This window comes from Arthrobacter sp. (assembly GCF_031179985.1).
Classification (GTDB): domain Bacteria; phylum Actinomycetota; class Actinomycetes; order Actinomycetales; family Micrococcaceae; genus Arthrobacter.
In genome coordinates this window covers 1-21,644 of sequence record NZ_JAPSHJ010000042.1, presented here as the reverse complement: position 1 = coordinate 21,644, position 21,644 = coordinate 1, and the positions used below count along the sequence as shown (strand labels likewise).

Genomic DNA, 21,644 nt, shown 5'->3' with positions numbered 1-21,644 from the left:
CGTCTTGTGAGGGAGGGCCGGCCAAAATGCCGCGAAACGCGCGGGAGCGTCTGCCAAAAAGCGACGAAACGTGAGGGAGCGTCTGGTGGGGTGGGCGGAGTCACCGGAGGACGATGTCCACCGGGTTGGCCTCCGAACGCCACTTACCCAATGTGTCGGGACCGGGTTTGATCACGGGTTCGGTCAGCACTCCGGAGCGGTTGGTCCGCTTGTCCCTGAGGATTTCCGTGACGGACCCAAGGTGGCGGGAAAGGTCAATGACGTTCTCCGGAGCGGCCAGCAGCAACTGGAAACCGAATTCGTGCAGCGCCTTGATCCCGGCGCCCGCGAACTCCTCCGAAGCCAGGACAAACGCTTCATCCATCATGACCGTGCCGTAGGTAGTAAACCCCTGCTCCGCGATACCCAGCTGGTAACTCAAGGCTGCGGCCATGATGAAAGCCGTGAACCGCTGACGTTCACCGCCCGACATCGAGCCGGTGTCGGCATGCATAAAGACTTCTGTTTTCGCTCCGGTGGCTCCGGAAGCCCCCGATGTTCCGGATTCAGCGGGAGAAACCTCCCGGTGTTCCTTGCACTGGATGAACAGGTGCCCGCGGACGTCGAGGACTTCGGCCCGCCATCTCCGGTCCTCAGGGGTTTGCGAGCCCAGACGCTTCACCAGCGTTTCCAGCGACTTGTAGCGGGCGGTGAGCTCGGCGTCGTCGGCACCTTCAGTACCGGTGACCTGTGCTTTGACCGGCCGCGAGTGCCGTGTCTTCAGGGCACTGTGGATGGCGTCCTTGAACTGCTTGGCTGTAGGCGGCAGGGTCTGCTTGATGTCCAGTTGCAGATAGCTCCCCTCATGGAAGTTGACCTCCGAGAGGATTCCGTTGAGCGGAAGGATGCGGCCGGTGACGGATCGCCGTTCCTCATCGAGCAGGTGCAGCAGGGTACTGAAGGACTCATGGGTACGTTGGTTGAAGAACGCCCGGAACTCAGCTTCCTGGGCTGGCAACCCGTCACTCACAATGGCGTGGTAGCGGGCTTCGAATTCGCCAGCCGCCCCAATGGAGGTGCCGTAGTCCGCGGAAATCGCCGTGCCCCACTCGCGAACGAATCCCTCAAAGATCCGGGTCAGGCGTTCGGCCGTTGCCTGCCCCTTGGACTCAGCCGCGTGCAGCTCACCCAGCAGCCTCGTCCGCACCTGGTTGGCAAGGTTGTCCAGCTCATGCATCTCCAATACATCTCCGAAGCCGGTGAAGTACGGTTCCAGCGCCGAGACAGTAGAGTCCGACGGCGGCGCCTGGTTCAGGCGGGTCCGGGCGGCTTCCAGCAGCGCATCAGCCGCTGTCAGCTGTTGGTCCAGGGCCTTGTACTCGCTCTGGAGAACCGCCGCGGACTCAGTACTGCTCTGGTGTTTCTGTCGGGCGGCCTCGATGTTGGCCCGCAGGGGTTCAAGGTCCTTCTGCGCTGCGAGGGCATCCTTGAGCCGTTGTTCGATCCGGGCGAGTTCGTCGGCAGCGACGGCCGCGGAGACCTGCTCCCAGGGGCGGTGGTCCTCGGCCACCCGGCGCAAGGCCTCGAGCTGGCGGGTCATCCCCTGGTGGGACTCCTCGCGGGTTTGGGCGAGTTCGGCTGCCTTCGCCAGTTCCTGCTGCAGGTCGGCCACCTGGGCGGCCACGAGTTCCAGCTTGGAGGCGTTGTCAAAACCCAGGACGTAGTCCTGCCTGCCGGTAAAACGGTCATCTTTTTCCACAGTGTGGCGGTTGCGCTTCACCACTCCGCCCAGGCTCAGGCCCTTCTCAAGTGACGCCAGTTCGTCCGGGTTTTCGACGCACGGGTAGGCGAAGTCCAACGCGATGCGCTCACGAATCCACTCCGCCGCCTCCGACAAGGCAGACGGAGGCGAAGAGGAAGATGCAGAAGACCCAACGGCCCCCGCGTTGAGGATCTCCAGCTTGGTCAGGAGGTCGCCATCGGCAACGTCCTCAACTGCCAGCGCACCGCCGACGAGAGGCTTGGAGACATCTACTGCGCGAAGGGCACCACGAACGGTGTGATCGTTGAGGTACCGCGTAACGGCGGGAAAATGCTCGCCCGGTACCAGGAGCGTGGTAGCGAGGTTCCGAAGCGCGCGCTCGGCAGCGGGACGCCACTGTTCCTGGCCTTCGGCAAGGTCTATCAGCTCCCCGCCGAACGGCATCTGCTCCTCCGGCACTCCCGTAGCCGCGGCGATCGCCGCCCGGTTTTCAATGCTCGACGGCGGCAGCAGGGACTTGCGCGTCTTCAAAGAAACGAGCTCCTGCTGTGCGGCCGCCAGTTCGCGTTTCTTGGTGGCGTGACCATCGAAAGCTTCGAAGCGCAGCTCTTTGAGCGACTCCGAGTCCTCGTGAAGGTCCTCTGAACGTGCCGCTGCCTGGGCGTGCGCCTGCTCCCATCCGGCCTCTGTCCACTCGAGGTCCAGGCCGGCGTCGGCGAGCGCTTTGCGGGCTGCTTCCTCTACCTGCTCCCGCAGCTTCAGTCCCACCCGGGCATTCTCGAGCGACTGCTCGATGGCGGAGATGGCGTTGCCGCCCTGATTGTTGTACTCGGCCTCGAGCTGCCGGAGCTCCTTGGCCAGGCCATCCCTGACAGCCCGTTCAGCGCCGAGTTCCTTGGCTTTCACATGAGCCAGCTCCTTGATGCGCGCGAGGGTCTGCTCATGCACTGTGACGGCCAGTTGCTGCTTGTAGGCGTCAAACTCCTCCCCGGCCAGCTCCCTTAGCCGGTTCGCCTCCAGCAGGGCCTGCGCATATTCCTTGTTCAGGGCAGGGACCGGAGCCAACTGGTCGCGCTGCTGGCGCACATCTTCCAACCGCTGACGGATGGACATGAGGTTGCTGAATTCCTCGACGACGTCGTCAGCGGCAGCCAGCGTTGCCGGCGCATCCAGCACCTGGTCCCTGAAGAAATTGTTGACGCTTCCGCCCAGTCCCTTACCAGCCTGGATAACGCGCAGGAGGGGAAGTGCCTGATCCGAGTTGATTCCCAGCAGCCGGCGGAACCGCTCCGCGAAGGCCTTGTGCACATCAAACACCTGCGCGTCGGGGAAGAGGGCGTCGAGGGACGCCTTCGTGAAACGCTTCTCCGCGACGCCGTCAACAGCCTCCATGTCGAGGGGTTTGTTGTCGATCAGGTAGAACCGGCCAACGCTGGACTCGGTTCCGTTTTTCGGCAGATCGAACAGGGCCGAGATGGTCACCCGGCTGCCCGCGGCGTTATCAAACGTCAAGGCGACGGCGGACCACATGGCACCGGGGCGCTGGAAGGCACTGGCTGAGCCCTCCCCTACAGCCTTGTCCCCCACCTTGCCGCGCATATACGTAAAGGTGGTCCGTTTGTCCTCCACGGCGCCGCCGACGCGTTGGGCCGCGGCCTCGTTGGATCGGGGACGGGCGTCGAAAACCCTGGACATTGCGTCGAACAGTGTGGACTTGCCCACTCCCGAATTACCGGTGAGCAGGGTGCCGTTCCGGTCCACATGGATGGAGTGGGCGCCGTGGAATGTGCCCCAGTTGACCACCTGCACGAGAGCCAGGCGCATCTGCCCCGGATTCGTCAGCTCGCCCATCGGGAGCATAGTTGCGATGCTCACTTGGCCACTCCGTCCGTCGCCTTGGCAGACGACGATGGCGATGCCGCCCCCGCCCCTTCTCCCTGGGCGGCATCGCCATCGTCGTCGCTGGGGGCGGCGCCGTCGTCCTCAGTGTCCTCATCAGAGCGGATGGAGTTCTCGTCGTCGAGCTCCAGGAACGGTTCGGTGCCTGTGGGGTCTGCTGCGACTGCCACCAAGGCCTCAATTTGGGCCGGGATGTCGCCTATGTTTTCGAAGGGCAAGGCCAGCGGCAGGGCGTTGGAGATGGTATAAACATCATCCAGGCCGGTGGGGAGGAGGAGCTGGCGGGCCAGGAGTTTGCTGATGGCCCTGTTAACGACGTCGGAGTCCCGCAGCGCATCCTGCTGGCCGGACGGCTGGTAGTGGGCAACCAGTTCGGCGATTTCCTCCCGGGTGATGGTGGGATCCGTCTGAGCCGTGACGTGGCGGTCGAGAAGGAGGCGCAGGCGGAGCAACACGATGGTTTCCACGCGGCTCAGGGCGCGCTGTTGGCGGAGGATGCTGGACCTTGTATTGCCGCCGATGGCTTCTGGATCAACAGGACGAAGGACAGCGATTTTTCGCTCATGATCGAGCTGCAGCGTCAAGAACAGCTCGGACAGACGGCTGCGCAGGATGAGCTGGTTGTCCAGCAGGGTGGTCCAGAGTTTCTCATCGCGTCCGCCGTCGATATACGGGCCTTTGAGTAACCTGACCAGCGCCTGCCGGACCTTCATCGGGAGGACACCGGTGTCGCCGGGATACAAGGCAGCTCCGTCGACGAAGGTGTCCCGGGGAGTCAGCGGAAAGGCATCCGCGTGGACGTGAGATTCAGCCGGGGCTTCCAGTCCTTCGGAAAGTTCAGTCATCTTCAGTCCTTCTTGAGCGTGACCACGGGCAGGTATGCCGTGCGCGTGGTTCCGTCTATCTGGTTAAATTCGATGGTGTCCCAGGCCTCGTGGTCGAAACCTGCGCCGCCCTGAAGCGCATGGGAGAGCAATGCCCGGATCGAGTTGATGTGGCGTTCCTCGTCCGGCATTTGGTTCCAGGCTTCTGACAATGTGGAAGAGCCAGCCAGGGCGGCCCGGATAACCTCCGGTTTGGCCTTGCCCGTACGCGGCGAGCGCACTCTGTCAACGTCGCTGAATGCGATGGGGTCGGCGAGCTTTGCTGGAATCGCGAATTCGTCGGGGTCAAAGAGCTTAACCATGGCCAGCGATTCGAAGCCTGCATTGAACAATGCAGGGCCTGGGACCAGGCCGGGGCGGTCACGCTCGTAGGGGAGGGAACGGATGGCCTGTTCAGCCTCCCGCAGTACCTTCCGGAGCCGCACCGACTGGCGGTAATCGTCGCTTTGCACATAGGTGTTCAGGCTTTCACTGAGCTTGCCGTAGATTCGCTGGATCTGGCTGTGCTGGGTGCGGAGTTCGGCCACCAGGTTTTTCAGGGTCTCCCGGTCCTCAAGGCTGAGATCGTCTGCGAACTGGCGGCTCAGCACTTCACCGATTGCGGAGCGGAACCGCAACTGCTGCTGCGGGTCCTCAAGGAAGGCAGCGAATGAGCGGAAAGTGCGTCCTTCCGGGCTTTGCCTGAGCCGCTTGTCCGCTTCGAGCACCTGGGCCATGGTGGCTCCCTTGCTGAGGGATTCCTCGATGATCTGGTTCCGGAGCTCACCCACCAGCTCTTCGATCCTGTCGCGCATCTTCTTATAGTCGGCAGGCAGGGAGGCAGCGAGATCCAGGATGTTCCCGGCGGCCTCCACAGCGTCGTCGTCATCGAGCAGGCCATCAAATTCACCGGAACTGATGTCCTGGATGAGCTGCTGCCTTTCCTGGATCTCGTCCTCGAGGGATTCCAGCCGGGCGCTTTGGTCGGGGTTGGTTTCGTTGGCGAGTTTTTCGACGTCGCCCAGCAGGGTACCCAGCCGTGAGCCGTTCAGGGTGGAACGGTCGCTGGAGAGGCTGTCGAGGAACGCAAGAACGCGCGCCGCCGACTCGGTGACCTCATACACGATCTGCCCCGACTGGTTTCTCCGAGTCAGGAAACTCTTCCGCGTCCACTCATCGGCGTACTTCTTTCCGGAAAGTGCCCCGGCGGCCGCGCCGCCCTGCTGCTCGCCCGCGCCGGAACCGTGGCGCCGGAGCTGCTCAAGGAAGGCGTCGACGTCGGCATGGAACTCTTCCAGCGGAAGCTGAGGCCGGGTGCGGGTGAACGATGCCTGGAGAACAGCGATCACCCAGGGCGCGGAACGTGTCAAAGCCCAAGCCGGCCCCTTGGTGAGGAGCTCCAGTTCCGCCAGCCGGGCGCTGATGGCTTCAGCCGAGGACAATGCGGAACGGGGCACGCGTTTCTCCTTCAACTGCCGGGGTTATGGCAGCGGAAACCGGAAAACTGCCAAGTACAAGGTTAACGCAGGGCTTCCTGCGGTACGGCCAGAATCAGGGGACCGGACAACCCGCCGGAGGGAGCGTCACGTCATGTTGCCAGTGTTACTGATGGGGTTTTCGAAACCCGTTCGTGATCTACGAGTCAGTACGGTTTCAATCCCATATCAACAGCCGCGGCGCGGTGTCTGGACTCTGGCAGGCATCCATTACCTGGCTTTACGCTCATGCCACAACGTGAGCGAAAGCAATGATGCAGGGGGAAGCATGGAGTTTGATATCAGTTCGGTGGAAACGGCGACAATGGTGTTCGTCGGAACTTTGGTATTTGCCTTGGTGATTGTGGTGTTCATCGCAGCGGCCGCCTTCATGGCCCTGGTCCTGGTAGGCGTGGGCAGGTTGGCCTGGTTCATAGTCGCCGGAACCCTCCTGGCGATGGTCCACGGAATCAACCATGCCTGGGACCGGGTCCTCCACCACACCGTTGCCGCCGAGTTGCCCGTGGATCTCAGCGCCCAGCCTTCCCCTAGCACCGGAAGCTACCCGCGGGTAGCATTGAGGGACAGCTGAAGGGTTCTCCACCCACGGCGGGCCCAGGGCTCGACCCGGTCACCCGGTTAGAGGAGATGCCCCATGAGCTCCGCCACTGACAGCCCAGCCGCAGATGTTCCCATAGCACCCGAGAAGATGGGCCCGGAGGCAACGGCAGCGGACGCCCGTGCCATCACTGAGGCCGCCCGCGAGACCCAATGGGACAGGCCCAGCTTCGCCAAAGGACTGTACCTGGGCAGCTTCGATATCAACCTCGTCCATCCTTGGCCTGAAGCCCAGCCCGACGACATCGAACGCGGCGAAGCGTTCATGGCCCGACTGACGGAGTACTGCAAGACGATGTCCGGCCGCGTAATTGAGCGGGACGCAAAAATACCTGACGAGTACATCGCCGGCCTGTCCGAACTCGGTGTCTTCGGTATGAAGATTCCCCGGGAGTATGGCGGGCTCGGATTGTCCCTTGTTTACTATGGACGTGCCCTCGCTTTGATGGGCTCCGTCCATCCCAGCCTCGGGGCGTTGCTGTCCGCGCACCAATCCATCGGCGTGCCCGAGCCAGTGAAGGTCTTCGGCACCCCAGAGCAAAAACGCGGGTATCTGCCGCGCTGCGCCGCGGGGGCCATCACAGCTTTTCTCCTGACAGAACCCGACGTTGGCAGCGACCCCGCCCGGATGGGCAGCACGGCCGTCCCCTCGGACGACGGCGGGTCCTACATTCTGGACGGCGTGAAGCTCTGGACCACCAACGGCGTCATTGCCGAGCTCGTTGTTGTGATGGCGGTGGTTCCCGCCCACACGGATGCCAACGGCACCAGCCACAAGGGCGGCATCACGGCGTTCGTCGTGGAAATGAACTCCCCCGGCATCACCGTGGAAAACCGGAACGCCTTTATGGGTCTGCGTGGAATCGAAAACGGCGTCACCCGGTTCCATCAGGTCCGTGTACCGGCAGCCAACCGGCTGGGCAGGGAGGGGCAGGGGCTGAAGATCGCACTGACAACCCTGAATACAGGGCGCCTGTCCATCCCTGCGCTGTGTGTGGCGTCGGGGCGGTGGAGCCTGAAAATCGCCAGGGAATGGTCCAACGCCCGGACCCAGTGGGGCCGCCCCGTCGGGAAGCACGAGGCTGTGGGCAAGAAAATCGCTTTCATCGCTGCGTCCGCCTTTGCCCTGGATGCCGTGTTTGAACTGTCCGCCGAGCTGGCTGACTCCGGGCAGAAAGATGTCAGGATTGAAGCCGCCCTGGCAAAGCTGTGGTCCACGGAAATAAGCTGCCGGATCGCGGATGAACTGGTTCAGATCCGGGGCGGGCGCGGCTTTGAGACAGCCGATTCACTCCGGGCCCGCGGTGAGCGGGCAGTCGCGGCGGAACAGCAGCTGCGGGACCTCCGTATTAACCGGATCTTTGAGGGATCCTCCGAAATCATGAGGCTTCTCATCGCGCGTGAGGCAGTGGATGCCCACCTGGCAGCGGCCGGTGACCTCGCCTCCGCCGAAGCGAGCCTGTCGGATAAGGCGCGGGCCGCAGTCGGGGCTTCGGGTTTCTACGCGAAATGGCTGCCCAAACTCGTGGCGGGGGCAGGCATGGATCCGAGGTCCTATGGCGAATTCGGCAGGCTGGCCAAGCAGCTGAGATTTGTGGAAAGGTCCTCCCGCAGGCTGGCTCGGCAGACGTTCTATGGCATGGGACGCTGGCAGGCCAAGCTGGAGCACAAGCAGGCCTTCCTCGGCCGGATCGTGGATATTGGAGCCGAGTTGTTTGCCATGGCGGCTAGCTGTTCCCGAGCAGAAATGATTCTCAGGACGACGCCGGAACGGGGCGGTTCAGCATACGAGCTGGCCGAGGCTTTCTGCGAGCAGGCCAGGGTCCGGGTGGACGAATACTTTGATCAGCTGTGGAGGAACACAGACGACGGCGACCACGAAGTTTCACGCCGGGTCCTCGCCGGTGACTACGAATGGCTTGAAGCAGGAGTGCTTGACCAATCCGAAGGGACCGGACCATGGATCGCCGATGCAACACCTGGCGCCTCCAGCCGAGAAAATCTGCACCGTAAGTACCGCTGACCGCACGGCGTCGAGCCCCAACCGCAAATAGTAAGCAGCCTTGCTACTTTATCCACAGCGTGGTTAGGTGGAAGTGAGACCCCTATGGTCTCGGCATTGCAGTGGCCTGCCCAAAAAATGGTCAGGTTGGACCAATGAAAGCGAGGATGTCCGATGAGCAGCATAATCGGCCCCGACGGCAAGCAGTCCAGGCACGACCGCGACAGAGACGGCATTCCCAACGCGGTGGATCCCCGGGACGACGCCGAACGCGACTACAGCGACACACCCGTGCACGACACCACCCGCCGCGACTACTCTTCGGGCGGAGCGTACGACGACAGCGGTACCACAGCCGCCTCCTCCGGCGACGAATACGGCGCGACCAGAAGTTACCAGGCCGTTCCCGCCACCGATCCAGGCTTGGCGACCCGTGAAACCGTGGTTGCCCGTGAGAAGGAAGCCTTCGGCGGAATCAAGATCGGTTCGGCCTTCTTTGGATGGCTGACGGCAACAGGAATGGCGGTCCTGGTCACCGCCTTGGTGGCTGCCGCCGGAACCGCAGTGGGTCTCGCAACGAATACCGATGTCAACGAGGCCGTCAACCAAGCAGCCTCGGACCAGACTGTTGGAATCGTGGGAATCATCGTGCTCTTGGTGGTGCTCTTCCTCTCCTACTACTCCGGCGGCTACGTGGCAGGACGGATGGCGAGGTTTAACGGCGCGAAGCAGGGCCTGATGGTCTGGTTTTGGGCAGTGATCGTGGCTGTACTGGTGGCACTGCTGGGCATGATCGCCGGGGAGCGGTTCAACATCCTGGCGAACCTGAACAGTTTCCCCCGCATCCCGGTGAATGAGGGCCAGCTGAGCACGACGGGCATTATTGCTGCCGTTGTGGTGGCAGCTGTGGCCTTGGTTGGGGCCGTCCTCGGAGGCATGGCCGGAATGCATTTCCACCGCAAGGTAGACAAGGCAGGGTTTACTCCGGCGGAGGACTACGATGACCGCTAGGTAATCGCCGGGCGGCGGGCAATGATGCCCGGCGTCCGGTGCATCACTGGCGGTGTTCCCTTAGGCGGACGTTTCTCCATGGACGTAGTACCAGCGCTTGTCCTCCCGCACGAAACGGCTTGTTTCGTGATGGACTCCGCGTACGCCGTCGTGCCTGAAATGCGCAGCGAATTCCACGGTGCCCTCGGTGTCGAGCGGACCTCCGTGCCGGGAGGAAAGGATATCCAGGCGGCGCCATTCCAGAGCCGGATCCAGTTCAAGGGACGACGGCCGGGTCTGGGGATGCCAGGTTTGGAGCAGGTATTCCTTCTCCAGCAAAACGAAGGCGCAGTAGCGTGAGCGCATCAACTGCTCGGCCGTCGGGGCGTGAGTATTTCCTGAATGGAAGCGGCCGCAACACTCAGCGTACTGCTCACCTGTTAGGCAGGGGCAACGTCCGCTGTATGTCACGTTTTGTCCTTCGAAAGTGGGTTCTGGCTGTTGGATCAGCCGAAAGCTGTGAACAAACGGTAACGGCTGCGACACGAAGTCCGCCACCAGCCGCCAGCCGGGAGCACGGCAAAAGAATAGTACGTATGGTGGATAAGGGCAGTTGCCCCTGCGACCGATTCAGGCAACTACCTCACGAAGGCTGGATAGGAGAGGTAAGTGGAAGATCCGACGACCATCGCCCTGAACCTGACCTTTTTTGGCACACTCGGGCTGGCCTTCGTAATGTTCCTGGGCCTGTTCCTGGTGTTCATCGCCACGCTTGTCATTGCGGGCGTAGGACGGTTGGCCGCAGTCCTGGTCATGGCTATGTTTGGCCGTTTCCCCGGCCAGGACACCGTGGACGTCGTCCGACTGCCGGGTTCCTTGGCCGCACCGTCCTTTGCGATGCCGGAGGACGAAGATACCAAGGACAGCACCGGACCGGCTGCAGTCACGCCAACCAGCGCACCCCCGGGACCACACAACCTGCAGCGGATTTCCGGGGTGCTGCGGACTGCAACGGGCTACCTTCCTTTGATCGGCAAAGCGCACCGGGCACCGGCCGAGATGGCTGCTGACTGGGCAGAGGCAGTTGCCCTCGCGGATGCACGTGCAGTGGCCAGGGCAAGGGCGGAAAAACCGGCCATCAATGCGAGCGTCCCGGATGTCCCGCCGCCCGGAGTGCTCCCGGCAGAGGTGCCGCGGGTGGCCCCGCTGGTTGAATCCGCGTTGGACCAGCGGGTTAAGGACGGGAGCGGGCCCGTTCCCGTGCCCCGGTCCTTCAAGAAACCGCCGACGCCCGCCACCGAGGATCTGCTGGATACCGGCTCCCTTGTTTCCCTTGCTGCCCGGCCCAAATCAGAGAGCGTCAAGTAGGCATTTGCTTGGCTACGGTGAAGCCGAGTTGCATCACGTGTCGCATTCGTTACAGGACTTGCTTGCAACCCAAAGTCTTTGCCGTGACAATTGCCGTGGGGATAGGTCTCGTAGTAAACCGCGTTTTGGACAGGGGTGTCCGACGGGTTTCTTTAACATCTGGGGGAATCATGCGGGTCGTTTCGGCATTTACGGTCATGGCCCTGTTGATAGTCAGCCTCGTGGCGCCGGCCAGCATGGCTGCAGCAGGTCGGGTCACCACAGAAACTCTCCCGCCGCCTCCCCCTCCGATTACCCACTTCATTCGGACAGCTCCGTCCCCTCTGACTCCAGGAAGTCTCACTACCGAATGGACGCCCAGGACAGCTACGGTCAAGGTGTCCCTGGTAACCATTCAGACGGCTGATCGCTCCTCTGCGGACACGTCAGCCATCAACCTCAGCGCAGCCAAGAACTCGATCGCCGCCGCCAGCCAGTACTGGAGCGGCATGTCCGGGGGCCGGCTGTCGTTGTCTCTGTTTGATACGGTCACTGGCTTCAAAACAAGTGCCCGGTCCGACTGGAGTTTCGACGACATTCTGGTGACCGTGACGCGTGAGCTGGGGTGGATAGAGAGCCCGAACACCAGCCTGGTGGTGTTCATGCCCCGGAACGATGTGGTGGTCTACGGCCAGGGTGGCAACCTCGGCGCCGGGTGGTCCAGTGGGCCCACGAGCGGCCGCGTCCTGATGCCCTATCCCAGCGCCTATACAAACGCCGTGATGGGGCACGAATTCGGGCACGTCTTTGGCCTCGACCACGCCAACAGCCTCCAGTGCAAGGATGGCAGCGCCGATTCCACGTACAGCCAGGGGAAGCTCGATAACGGAAACTGCTACTCGCGGCCCTACGGCAACATGACGTCGCTCATGGGTGTCAGCCAGGCCGCCATGCCGACCCTCGACGCGTACCAGTACGACATCGCTTCCTTGGGAAACGGGTATGAAATCCGCAACATCGGGACACCAGTGGGCTCTGCAAGTTATACCCTCACCCCATGGGCCGGACCAGGCAATGCACGGGCCCTGAAGTTTACCGACCCCGTCAGCAAAGAGGTCTACTACCTCGAACTCAGAATGCCTGTCGGCTATGACGGCGCCACCGCCATCAATGGGAACCGGGGGGTGCAAATCACAAAAGCTGACCCAGGGGAGCCAACGGCATCGATGGTTATCCCGCCGAGGACGATCCCCTATGACGGCTGGTACCACCCCAACCTCGCCTGGCAGAGCGGCACCTTCACCACCGCTGCCGGCACACGGGTAACGCTCGACTACATCAACAGCGGTGCGGCCGGAATCACCATCCGGGCTGCCACCCCCTACGTCTCCTACTTCAAGCACGCAAACGCGGCGAACATCTACGGCAAGAGGGCTGACGGCAGTTTCAAGGCCCTGAGCTGGAGCGAGTACTCTGCGCTGGGCATGCCTGCTTACACCACACTTCCCGCCGTCAGTTTCGTGAAAAACAGCTGGAGCCCCACCATCTACGCGGTGGAAAGCAATGGCAAGGGCAAGGCACTCAGTTACGCAGCCTGGGAAGCATATGGACTGCCCGCACCCACATCTTTCAAGCTTCTGGCCGGAACCTACTTCTACAAGAAACCGGGCCAATCAACACTGTTCTATGCCAGTCCAGCGGGGGAAACCACTGCGACGCTGACGGAGTGGGCAGCAGCGGGCTCGCCTCCGATCACCGTCACCGTCCGATACGTTAAATACGGCTGGGACCCCACCATCTACAAGCTCGACGGCATGGTTGATGGGAAGGCTGAACTGGCTAGCACTGTTGTTGCCATCAGCTACCAGGAATGGTCCGCAGCCGGTTTTCCCGCCCCTGAGAGAACCCCGTATATCGGGGGATCAACGATCTTCAAGTTCAACAACTTCCCGTCGGTTTTCCTCAAGGCGCCCTCCGGTTCCATTCATGAGCTGACCCTTCAGGAGTGGATGGAGATTCCGGCGAATCTCCGGGTGTTCACGGACAAGGGCCCGGCGCGCTTCGTCAAGAATTCATGGTCCAGCGCTATCTACATGGTGGGAAGCGACAACAAGGGCGCTCAGCTGACCTACCAGCAGTGGGTCCGTTACGGCCTGCCCGGGCCACAGGTGAGCACCCTCATTCCCGGAAGCGGATTCGTGCGGATAGGCACCAGCCCGGCCCTGTACTACGACTCGCCCTCAGGGCTGGTCGGCGCGACGAACGCCGAGTATGCGGCCGCAGGGTCCCCGCCTGTCACCGCCCGCTAGCCTGTCACACGGCTCCAAGGACTGATTGGCGTATCCGCTCAATAGTCCACAATTCCGCCGCTTGAGATGTTGATGGTGGCATCAGTGATGGCACGCGCCCTATCGGAGGCGATGAAGGCCGCCACACTGCCCACATCCTCCAGATTCGCTGTTCTGTTCAGGTGCGCGGTCCGATTGATCTCCTGCACGATCTCGTCGCGGCCATCCACCTGCCATGGAATGGTTTCAATGATGCCGCCCGTGACCATTGTGACCACCCGGATGCCCCGTTTCCCGAGTTCAAGCGCCCACTGCCTTCGCAGTCCTTCAAGGGCATCAAGGGCGACTTTGAAACCTCCAAGGCCCGGTGACGTCTGTGGGCCGGAACCGCCGAACAGGAGTACGACGCCGGACCGTTGCTTGACCATGTGCCGTGCCGCGGCCCGGGTGGTGAGGAAGTGGGTGCGGGTGGCGTTAATGATGGGTTGCGTGAAGTCCTCCGCCGAGATCTCCATCAGGGGTTGCTGGACGTCCCCATACGATATGAGATTGAACGAGACATCGATCCGATTGGTTTGTTTTGCCACCTGGTCAACGAAGTCTTCGACTTCCGTCTCAACGAGGGCATCGACGACGGCGGTCTCCGCTTTGCCGCCGAACTCGCGGATCCCGTTCGCAACCTTGTCAAGCTTGGATTGTGTCCGGCCAGCCAGGAAGACGTGCGCGCCCTCGGCTGCCAGCCCCCTCGCCACCGCTCCCCCGATGGGCCCGCCGGCACCATAGATGAGTGCAGTCCTGTCCTGAAGGAAGCCATTTCCGGGAAGGCCGCCCACCATCAAACCACTTTCGTACAGCATGGCCTTCCTCCCGCCGGGGCAGTGAATTTTCTCCACTATGTTCCCGCAGGCGCCCGCTGGCAATACCCGGCGGTAATGACCGCGCCGGTGTTACACGCTTTTCTCTCGTGTCCTACCCGGTCACGGGGTCCAGAACCCTGAGGCGGCACGGCTCCTTGCTGTCATCGGCCCCTATCACCCGCAGCAACTGATCAGGATCGTGCAATTCCACGATTGCTTCGACTGCCGCGCGGGCCTGCGTGAGGTCCAGAATTATTTCCCGGCCCGGAAGCATGGCACTGGTTCTACGGGCGACGACGTACAGGGCGCGCAGGTTGTCCCGTGTGACGCTTCCCCGCACTTCGATGCGTGCTGTTTGCAGATTCGCGTCGATCCGAACCGTAACTTTTAGCCGTGAATTACCTGGCTGCTGGGCCATGCCCTAGACCACGCAGCCGGTCAGACGAACAGCGGCATTGGACCCAGCGCGGGCGAATCGGTGCTGAAAAACGGTCATAGTCCCCAAGGTCTCCTGAATGTCGCTGCGTACCGAACTGCAAGGAGTTCATGCCTACTCCCCGCTACGTGACGAGACCATGGTGCTACCGAGCCGTTCCTCCCCCCAATTGCCGTGCAGGAACCGCTCGCCCTTAAGAGTGCAGGACGCTCCCCTGCTGCCGGAAGGGACTAAAGTCCCGGGTGGGCGGCTTCGCCCCGGAAACGACCCCCGCCGCAGTTCTGCCCGGAAGCACTGAACCACCCCGACTGGTTTTCCAGTACGATCACATTCGATGCCACCTTCCACTTCCCTGCATCCCAGGAATTCCCGGTATTCGCTGCCCAACGTCATCTCACGGCTCCGTACAGCAGGTTGTGTGTTCGCCGAGGACGAGGCGGAACTCCTGCTGCCAAACGCCGAAACCGAGGACGCACTGGAAACCATGCTCACAAGACGGGAGGCAGGGGTTCCGCTCGAGCACATTCTGGGATGGGTTGACTTTTGCGGTATGCGGATAGGGATTGCTACGGATGTCTTCGTTCCCCGCCAGCGAACAGGGTTCCTGGTACATCAAGCCGCAAAAGTGGCCCTCCCGGGGTCCGTAATCCTGGATCTCTGCTGCGGCACCGGAGCCCTTGGCCTGGTCCTTGCCCAATGGACCGGCAACGTTGAACTTCACGCCGTCGACATTGATTCGGCAGCCGTGAAATGTGCCCGGCAAAACCTGGCGGGCCTCGGCGGTTCCGTCTATGAGGGCGACCTTTTCAAACCGCTGCCCGGCGGCTTGATGGGCAGGGTTGATGTCCTCGTGGCGAACGTCCCCTACGTGCCGACGGACGCCATCGGGCTGATGCCTCCCGAGGCTCGCGACCATGAGCCTCGCGTGACGTTGGACGGGGGCGACGACGGTCTGGAAGTCCTGCGGCGGCTCGCGGATGGTGTGTTGCGGTGGTTGGCGCCCGGCGGCCACATCTTCATTGAGACAGATGCGAGTCAAGCCCCTGCGGCCGTCAAGATTCTGGCAACCGCAGGGCTGCTTGCCCGCTCCGTCTACTCGGACGAGTTCTGCTCCACGGTAATTATTGGAGCCAACCCGGATCCAGGGGCATAAGAGCGGCCCCATCTTGCAGGTTCACGAGAGACTGATGACCAGCTTGCCATGTGCCTTCCCGGCACGCAGCTGGCGAATCGCTTCGGGAACCTCCACCAGGGAGAAGGTCTTGCCGATCGCCGGCGTGATCTTCCCTGCCTCGATAAACTCCCGCAGGTCCTGCAGGTCCTGCACACTCTCGCCGGATACGAGGGCTCGGATTTTCTGACCGGTGAAGAGGGACAACAGGAGACCCCAGAGCTGGCGCCCCACGCCGCCAAAGACCTCGCCGCCGCCTTCACCGCCGGCAAGGACCAGGGTTCCGTGGGGCGTCATGGCCCCCCTAAGGCGGGACAGCGAGGTGTTGTTTCCCGCGATCTCAAGGATGAGGTCGTACCGGCGTCCGCCGTCGGCGTAGTCCTCCCGGGTGTAATCAATGACGTGGTCAGCGCCGAGCGAGCGCACCAGCTCCACCTTGCCCGTACTGCAGACTCCGGTGACGTTCGCCCCATATGCCTTCGCGAACTGCACTGCATACGTACCGAATCCGCCACCCGCCCCGATGATGAGAACCTCTTGCCCTTCCTGGATCCGTCCGGCGTCCCGGAGGCCGTGAAGAGCAGCTGAGGCTGAGACGGGTACGGCGGCAGCTTCTTCAAACGTGAGGTTCGCCGGCTTCAGTTCCAGTCTGTCCTCCCCGGCGAGGGCATATTCGGCGTAGGTCCCGCTCAGCGAAGTCCCGAACACCTCATCCCCTGGCTGGAACTTCGTCACGCTCTGGCCCACGGCGCTTACGGTGCCGGCGAGGTCCCGCCCCCGGACCCGCAGTTTTGGCTTGCGCACGCCAAAGCCGAACAGCCGCAGGAGGTAGGGCTTGCCGGTCATCAGGTGCCACACGCCGGAGTCCACTCCCGCGGCATGGACCCGGACCAACACATCCTTGTCTCCAACTGCCGGGGTCTCGAGGTCCTCGAGCCGCAGCACGTCGGGTGAGCCGTATTCATCCTGAACGATAGCCTTCATGGTGTCTCTCTCTCTTGTGCCGGGTATTGGAATACTTCATCCAGCGTGACCCCGAAAACCTGGGCTATCTGGAAGGCCATTTCGAGGGACGGCGAGTAGCGGCCCTGCTCAATGGCGATGATTGTCTGGCGGGTCACTCCCGTGCGGTCAGCCAATTCGGCCTGGGTCATCTCGTTGTGGGCGAACCTCAGGCGCCGTATGTCATTGGTTACCCTGGTTGGCTTCACCATGCCGGGAGTCCCCGCCTGTAAGCGACAATCTTGGCAACGGATGCCAGTGCCGCAGACAGGAAAAATGCGAGATAGACGGCGTTGGCGATCCAGAAGTAGGGGACTTCGGCCATTGACATCAGGAGTGCGGCGACACCCCCGATCACGAGAAAAGACTGGCCGATCGATTCGCCGAAACGGTAGATTTCCCGGTCGCGTTGGTCCTTTTTCCCGGCTCCTTCACGGATGACCATTGAGCCGATGATGTTCAGCAGAATAGAGCCAACGATTGCTCCCCCGGTAATCCACAACATGGTGGCGACGTAGGGGGTTTCCTCGAGAGGAGCGTTTCCGGCCTGCCCCAGGACTATTGCCACATAGATGCCGTAGGCAGCAAGACTCACCACCAGCATGATCCATGCGCTTCTTTCTTCGGAACCCATCTTCACTCCTATACGCAAGGGACCCCCTCAGAGGAGGATGTATAGAAAACCTTACACCATGTTAGGAAAAGATGACTTTTGCTGCGTCGGGATCGTCTCACAACACTCCGGTTACTCGAAAGTTTTGCGCGTCCAGGCGTAGGGTACGGCCATGGACATCATCCTTGTTCCCGGTTTCTGGTTGGATGCTTCATCGTGGTCAGAGGTCACACCGCCGCTTGTTGCAGCCGGTCATCGGGTCCATCCGTTGACCCTGCCAGGCCTTGAATCAAAGGATGCGCCCAGAGCCGGAATCGGCCTCCGCAATCACATTGACGCCGTCGTCGCCGCGGTGGACGCCATTGAGGGCCCGGTGGTCCTCGTGGGCCATTCCGGCGGAGGCGCCATCATCCACGGGGCTGTCGATGCCCGGCCCGACCGCGTGACGCGCGCCGTCTATGTGGACAGCGGACCGCTGGGTGAAGGAGGGGTCATCAACGACGGACTCCCTGCCGAAGGGGACGACGTGCCGCTGCCCCCGTGGGAGGGTTTTGAGGATGCCGATCTCACCGACCTGAGTGAAGAACTGCGTGCTGCCTTTCGGGCCCGTGCCATCCCTGAGCCACGAGGAGTCACCAGCGACCGGCAGCATCTCCACGACGAGCGCCGCTACAACGTCCCGGCCACCGTTATCGCCTGCGAGTTCCCGTCCTCCCTGCTCATTGAATGGATGGATTCCGGCCATCCATTCGTAGCGGAGCTCGCGCGTATTCACGACGTCGAGTACATGGATCTGCCCACCGGGCACTGGCCGCAGTTCACGAAGCCTGCAGAACTCGGCCAGGCGATTCTTGCCGCCGTCGACAGGACGTCAGAGAGCCGTCGGAGCTAGCGATTCACGCGTGGCTTACCTCGTTACCCCATGCTTCGGTTTCACGCTGAATGCGCTGCGTGATTAATTCGACCTCTTGAGACATCTCCAACCCGACAGGAAGGCGGTCACCGGGCCAGCTCGACGCCTGATGAGAGTCTGCCAATGCCTGAGCCAGCGCTTTGGAGAGCGTGCGAATCTTCAACGAATGCTTCAAACGGCCTTTGACCCGCAGGTGATGCTCGAGCGTTTGCCTCAGCAGCTTACGGATTCCCGACGTAGCAGCCAACGGTTTCGGCCGGCCCTGAATTCTCCCCATGCGATCCACCGTCCTCCAGCATGTTGATTCCGTGCCTGGATTCCAGTGTTGCGAACCTTACTTAAGGTCCCGGCAACGCTGACTAAGGATCCGGTCAAGATAGGACGGCCCCTGACCCTCTTTCACGCAAAACGACGGCGACACTCCCGGCTTGTTGGCGTGTCCCCGCTTTCTCTGCTCCGAAAAGGGTCGGACCGGTACCGTTCGAAGGCGGGCAACTGATCACGAATGGAGAAGCGCCGGGAGCCGAAGCGCACCTAGTATGACTGCACAAAGCTGGTTAAGATCAAGCCAAATAACGCCGGCGGAAACCGCGTAGGCGACCCCTCGCAACAGATGGAGACACGATGACCACGGCCACGAGCACGGACATACTGTCAGCAGAGCTGCATCCCGCCGACCGCCACGATCTGATCCGGGTGCAGGGTGCGCGTGAGAACAACCTCAAGGACATCAGCATCGAGATCCCCAAGCGGCGGCTGACTGTGTTCACGGGCGTATCAGGTTCGGGCAAGAGTTCGCTGGTGTTCGCCACGATCGCCGCCGAATCGCAGCGGATGATCAACGAAACCTACAGCGCCTTTGTGCAGGGATTCATGCCTTCGCTGGCTCGGCCGGACGTCGACGTGCTCGAGGGGCTTACGACTGCGATCATCGTTGACCAGGAGCGGATGGGAGCAAACCCACGCTCGACAGTCGGCACTGCCACCGACGCGAACGCCATGCTCCGGATCCTCTTCAGCCGGCTGGGCAAGCCATACGTCGGGCCTCCCACGGCTTTCTCCTTCAATGTCCCGACGCGGAAGGCCAGCGGTGTGATGAGCACCGAAAAGAGCGGCCGGGTGGAGAAGGCCGTGGTGCAGAACGCGGTGTACCTGGGCGGAATGTGTCCGCGGTGCGAAGGCATGGGCTCGGTCTCCGACTTTGACCTCACTGCCCTCTACGATGACAGCAAATCGCTCAGTGAAGGTGCCCTGACCGTCCCCGGCTACAGCATGGACGGCTGGTATGGCCGCATTTTCAGCGGTGCCGGCTTCGACATGGACAAGCCGATAGTCAGGTTCACGAAGAAGGAAATGCACGATCTCCTCTATAAGGAACCAACCAAGATCAAGGTGGAGGGCATCAACCTGACCTATGAGGGGTTGATCCCGAAGATCCAGAAGTCGATGCTCTCCAAGGATGTCGAGGCCATGCAGCCTCATATCCGCGCCTTCGTTGAGCGCGCGATTACCTTTCAGCCCTGCCCTGAATGTGAAGGCACGCGGCTCAGCCCGGAGGCCCGGTCGGCGAAAATCCGAGGCAAGAACATCGCCGAACTGTGCGAGATGCAGATCAGCGATCTGGCCGGGTGGGTCGGCGAACTCAACGAGCCGTCGGTTGCACCGCTCCTGAAAGGACTCCGGCATCTGCTTGACTCGTTCGCAGAAATCGGCCTGGGCTACCTCTCGCTGGCCCGGCCGGCCGGAACACTGTCCGGCGGAGAGGCGCAGCGGACTAAGATGATCCGGCATCTCGGGTCCTCCCTCACCGACGTCACCTATGTTTTCGATGAGCCCACCATCGGGCTGCATCCGCACGATATCGAACGGATGAACCAGCTGCTGCTGCAATTGCGCGACAAGGGCAACACCGTGCTCGTCGTCGAGCATAAGCCGGAGACCATCGCAATCGCTGACCACGTCGTCGACCTCGGTCCCGGCGCCGGCACCGCCGGTGGTGAGGTGGTCTTCGAGGGCACCCTCGAGGGACTACGGAAGAGCGATACGATCACCGGCCGGCATCTCGATGACCGGGCTGCCCTCAAAAAGGCGGTGCGCGCGCAGAAAGGCGCGCTTGAGGTCCGCGGGGCGCACACACACAACCTGCAAAACGTCGACGTCGACATACCGCTGGGCGCGCTGGTGGTGGTCACGGGAGTTGCCGGCTCAGGGAAGAGCTCACTGATCCATGGTTCAGTGGCGGATCGCGACGGAGTGGTGGTGGTTGACCAGGGTGCCATCAAAGGCTCACGCCGGAGCAATCCCGCCACGTATACCGGCCTGCTCGAGCCGATCCGCAAGGCGTTTGCGAAGGCCAATTCAGTGAAGCCGGCGCTTTTCAGCTCCAACTCCGAGGGCGCCTGTCCCACGTGCAACGGCGCGGGCGTCATCTTCACCGAACTGGGCGTTATGGCCACCGTTGAATCCACCTGTGAGGATTGCGAGGGGCGGCGGTTCCAGGCGTCGGTCCTTGAATACACGCTGGGCGGGCGGAACATCGCCGAGGTGCTGGCAATGTCGATGACAGAAGCGAACCTCTTCTTCAGCGAAGGAGAGGCCCGCACGCCTGCCGCCCACAAGATCCTCGACCGGATCGTGGACGTCGGGCTCGGCTACCTTACCCTCGGCCAGCCACTCACCACGCTGTCAGGCGGCGAGCGCCAGCGCATCAAGTTGGCTACCCAGATGGCGGAAAAAGGTGACGTCTACGTCCTCGACGAACCGACCACGGGCCTCCACCTGGCCGACGTCGAGAACCTGCTGGGCCTCCTCGACCGCCTGGTCGAGTCCGGCAAGTCGGTCATCGTCATCGAGCACCACCAGGCGGTGATGGCACATGCCGACTGGATCATCGACCTCGGTCCCGGTGCCGGCCACGACGGCGGCCGGATCGTCTTCCAGGGCACTCCCGCTGACCTTGTCGCAGCCCGCTCCACGCTCACGGGCGAGCATCTGGCTGCTTACGTGGGGGCCTGACCCGGGCACAAAACCGGAGCAGGCCTCAGTACCAGTTATTCGCAGCGCGGAATTCCAAGGCTTTCCTCGGGGAACCATAGCGTTGTTTGATGTAGCTCATGCCCCTGTCCACCTGGCTGCCGCGCCACCCCGCTGACGTGTCCCAAAGCGTGTTCAGGGCCGCCATCTCCTCTGTGCCCCATCCGTACGAGGCCAGGCGGCTGCTGGCATAAGTGCTGGTATCGACGACGTCCTCCGCAGCGCCGTCCACGGCTGCGGGAGCCGTAGCGGTGGCCGCGCCCGGCAAGGGGTCGAGCAAGCCGGTAATTGGCGTCAGCAGGGTACTCGGTGACTGCGACGGCGCCTGGGTTGGTGTTAGTGCTGGTGCTGGGGTTGTAGCGGGAACCGGTGCCGCCGTCGGCGAGGCCGGTGCCG

General features: G+C 62.3%; 18 protein-coding genes and 1 pseudogene. 8 read left to right on the top strand and 11 right to left on the bottom strand.

Going from position 1 to position 21,644, the window contains the following annotated elements:
- Nucleotides 1-100 precede the first annotated feature (100 nt).
- The 3 genes from RIN13_RS16050 to RIN13_RS16040 are packed head-to-tail and all read right to left on the bottom strand — an operon-like array spanning nucleotide 101 to nucleotide 5,960.
- Nucleotides 101-3,616, bottom strand: a complete 3,516-nt coding sequence (locus RIN13_RS16050) for an ATP-binding protein (RefSeq protein WP_309108333.1) — start codon at nucleotides 3,614-3,616, stop codon at nucleotides 101-103.
- Nucleotides 3,613-4,485 carry a DUF4194 domain-containing protein gene (locus tag RIN13_RS16045; RefSeq protein WP_309108332.1) on the bottom strand — a complete coding sequence of 291 codons (873 nt, stop codon included), beginning with the start codon at nucleotides 4,483-4,485 and terminating at the stop codon, nucleotides 3,613-3,615. Before RIN13_RS16045 ends, RIN13_RS16050 begins: the two co-directional genes overlap by 4 nt.
- A 2-nt stretch (nucleotides 4,486-4,487) precedes the next feature.
- Entirely contained in the window at nucleotides 4,488-5,960 is a 1,473-nt protein-coding gene (locus RIN13_RS16040) for a DUF3375 family protein (RefSeq protein ID WP_309108331.1), read from the bottom strand.
- 307 nt (nucleotides 5,961-6,267) lie between these two features.
- On the opposite strand from RIN13_RS16040, the gene RIN13_RS16035 reads away from it, so the two are divergent.
- The 3 genes from RIN13_RS16035 to RIN13_RS16025 all read left to right on the top strand — a co-directional run bounded on the left by RIN13_RS16035 (nucleotide 6,268) and on the right by RIN13_RS16025 (nucleotide 9,609).
- Nucleotides 6,268-6,570, top strand: a complete 303-nt coding sequence (locus RIN13_RS16035) for a hypothetical protein (protein WP_309108345.1) — start codon at nucleotides 6,268-6,270, stop codon at nucleotides 6,568-6,570.
- A 63-nt stretch (nucleotides 6,571-6,633) separates the two neighbouring features.
- Nucleotides 6,634-8,619 carry an acyl-CoA dehydrogenase family protein gene (locus RIN13_RS16030; RefSeq protein ID WP_309108330.1) on the top strand — a complete coding sequence of 662 codons (1,986 nt, stop codon included), beginning with the start codon at nucleotides 6,634-6,636 and terminating at the stop codon, nucleotides 8,617-8,619.
- Between the two features lie 153 nt (nucleotides 8,620-8,772).
- A complete protein-coding gene (locus RIN13_RS16025) occupies nucleotides 8,773-9,609 on the top strand; it encodes a hypothetical protein (RefSeq protein WP_309108329.1) in 837 nt (278 codons plus the stop codon).
- 60 nt (nucleotides 9,610-9,669) lie between these two features.
- Here the strand turns inward: RIN13_RS16025 and RIN13_RS16020 are convergent, their stop codons facing one another.
- Entirely contained in the window at nucleotides 9,670-10,095 is a 426-nt protein-coding gene (locus RIN13_RS16020) for a YchJ family protein (protein ID WP_375164782.1), read from the bottom strand.
- Between the two features lie 162 nt (nucleotides 10,096-10,257).
- On the opposite strand from RIN13_RS16020, the gene RIN13_RS16015 reads away from it, so the two are divergent.
- Nucleotides 10,258-10,956, top strand: coding sequence for a hypothetical protein (locus RIN13_RS16015; protein ID WP_309108327.1), 699 nt, complete (start codon nucleotides 10,258-10,260; stop codon nucleotides 10,954-10,956).
- A 170-nt stretch (nucleotides 10,957-11,126) separates the two neighbouring features.
- Nucleotides 11,127-13,244 carry a hypothetical protein gene (locus RIN13_RS16010; RefSeq protein WP_309108326.1) on the top strand — a complete coding sequence of 706 codons (2,118 nt, stop codon included), beginning with the start codon at nucleotides 11,127-11,129 and terminating at the stop codon, nucleotides 13,242-13,244.
- Between the two features lie 38 nt (nucleotides 13,245-13,282).
- Here the strand turns inward: RIN13_RS16010 and RIN13_RS16005 are convergent, their stop codons facing one another.
- The gene (locus RIN13_RS16005; RefSeq protein ID WP_309108325.1) at nucleotides 13,283-14,080 is read right to left on the bottom strand and encodes an SDR family oxidoreductase; all 798 of its coding nucleotides are present in this window, start codon (nucleotides 14,078-14,080) and stop codon (nucleotides 13,283-13,285) included.
- Nucleotides 14,081-14,192: 112 nt separating this feature from the next.
- A complete protein-coding gene (locus tag RIN13_RS16000; protein WP_309108324.1) occupies nucleotides 14,193-14,498 on the bottom strand; it encodes a hypothetical protein in 306 nt (101 codons plus the stop codon).
- A 352-nt stretch (nucleotides 14,499-14,850) separates the two neighbouring features.
- Here RIN13_RS16000 and RIN13_RS15995 point away from each other — a divergent pair, with 352 nt between their 5' ends.
- Nucleotides 14,851-15,669: a putative protein N(5)-glutamine methyltransferase gene (locus tag RIN13_RS15995; protein WP_309108323.1), complete on the top strand. Its 819-nt coding sequence runs from the start codon at nucleotides 14,851-14,853 to the stop codon at nucleotides 15,667-15,669.
- Between the two features lie 21 nt (nucleotides 15,670-15,690).
- On the opposite strand, the gene RIN13_RS15990 is transcribed toward RIN13_RS15995, so the two are convergent.
- The 3 genes from RIN13_RS15990 to RIN13_RS15980 are packed head-to-tail and all read right to left on the bottom strand — an operon-like array spanning nucleotide 15,691 to nucleotide 17,323.
- A complete protein-coding gene (locus tag RIN13_RS15990; protein ID WP_309108322.1) occupies nucleotides 15,691-16,671 on the bottom strand; it encodes an NAD(P)-dependent alcohol dehydrogenase in 981 nt (326 codons plus the stop codon).
- The gene (locus tag RIN13_RS15985) at nucleotides 16,668-16,901 is read right to left on the bottom strand and encodes a helix-turn-helix transcriptional regulator (RefSeq protein ID WP_309108321.1); all 234 of its coding nucleotides are present in this window, start codon (nucleotides 16,899-16,901) and stop codon (nucleotides 16,668-16,670) included. Before RIN13_RS15985 ends, RIN13_RS15990 begins: the two co-directional genes overlap by 4 nt.
- On the bottom strand, nucleotides 16,895-17,323 hold the full coding sequence (locus RIN13_RS15980) for a hypothetical protein (protein ID WP_309108320.1): 429 nt from the start codon (nucleotides 17,321-17,323) through the stop codon (nucleotides 16,895-16,897). Before RIN13_RS15980 ends, RIN13_RS15985 begins: the two co-directional genes overlap by 7 nt.
- A gap of 151 nt (nucleotides 17,324-17,474) precedes the next feature.
- On the opposite strand from RIN13_RS15980, the gene RIN13_RS15975 reads away from it, so the two are divergent.
- Complete coding sequence (locus tag RIN13_RS15975; protein ID WP_309108319.1) at nucleotides 17,475-18,194, top strand: alpha/beta hydrolase; 720 nt, start codon at nucleotides 17,475-17,477, stop codon at nucleotides 18,192-18,194.
- A 4-nt stretch (nucleotides 18,195-18,198) separates the two neighbouring features.
- Here RIN13_RS15975 and RIN13_RS15970 read toward each other — a convergent pair whose 3' ends face one another.
- Nucleotides 18,199-18,492, bottom strand: a complete 294-nt coding sequence (locus RIN13_RS15970; protein ID WP_309108318.1) for a hypothetical protein — start codon at nucleotides 18,490-18,492, stop codon at nucleotides 18,199-18,201.
- A 347-nt stretch (nucleotides 18,493-18,839) separates the two neighbouring features.
- On the opposite strand from RIN13_RS15970, the gene RIN13_RS15965 reads away from it, so the two are divergent.
- Nucleotides 18,840-21,230 (top strand): excinuclease ABC subunit UvrA, encoded by a 2,391-nt coding sequence (locus tag RIN13_RS15965; protein ID WP_309108317.1) that lies wholly within the window; start codon nucleotides 18,840-18,842, stop codon nucleotides 21,228-21,230.
- A gap of 25 nt (nucleotides 21,231-21,255) precedes the next feature.
- Here the strand turns inward: RIN13_RS15965 and RIN13_RS15960 are convergent.
- Nucleotides 21,256-21,644 (bottom strand): annotated as a pseudogene (locus RIN13_RS15960) (hypothetical protein); the annotation flags it as partial.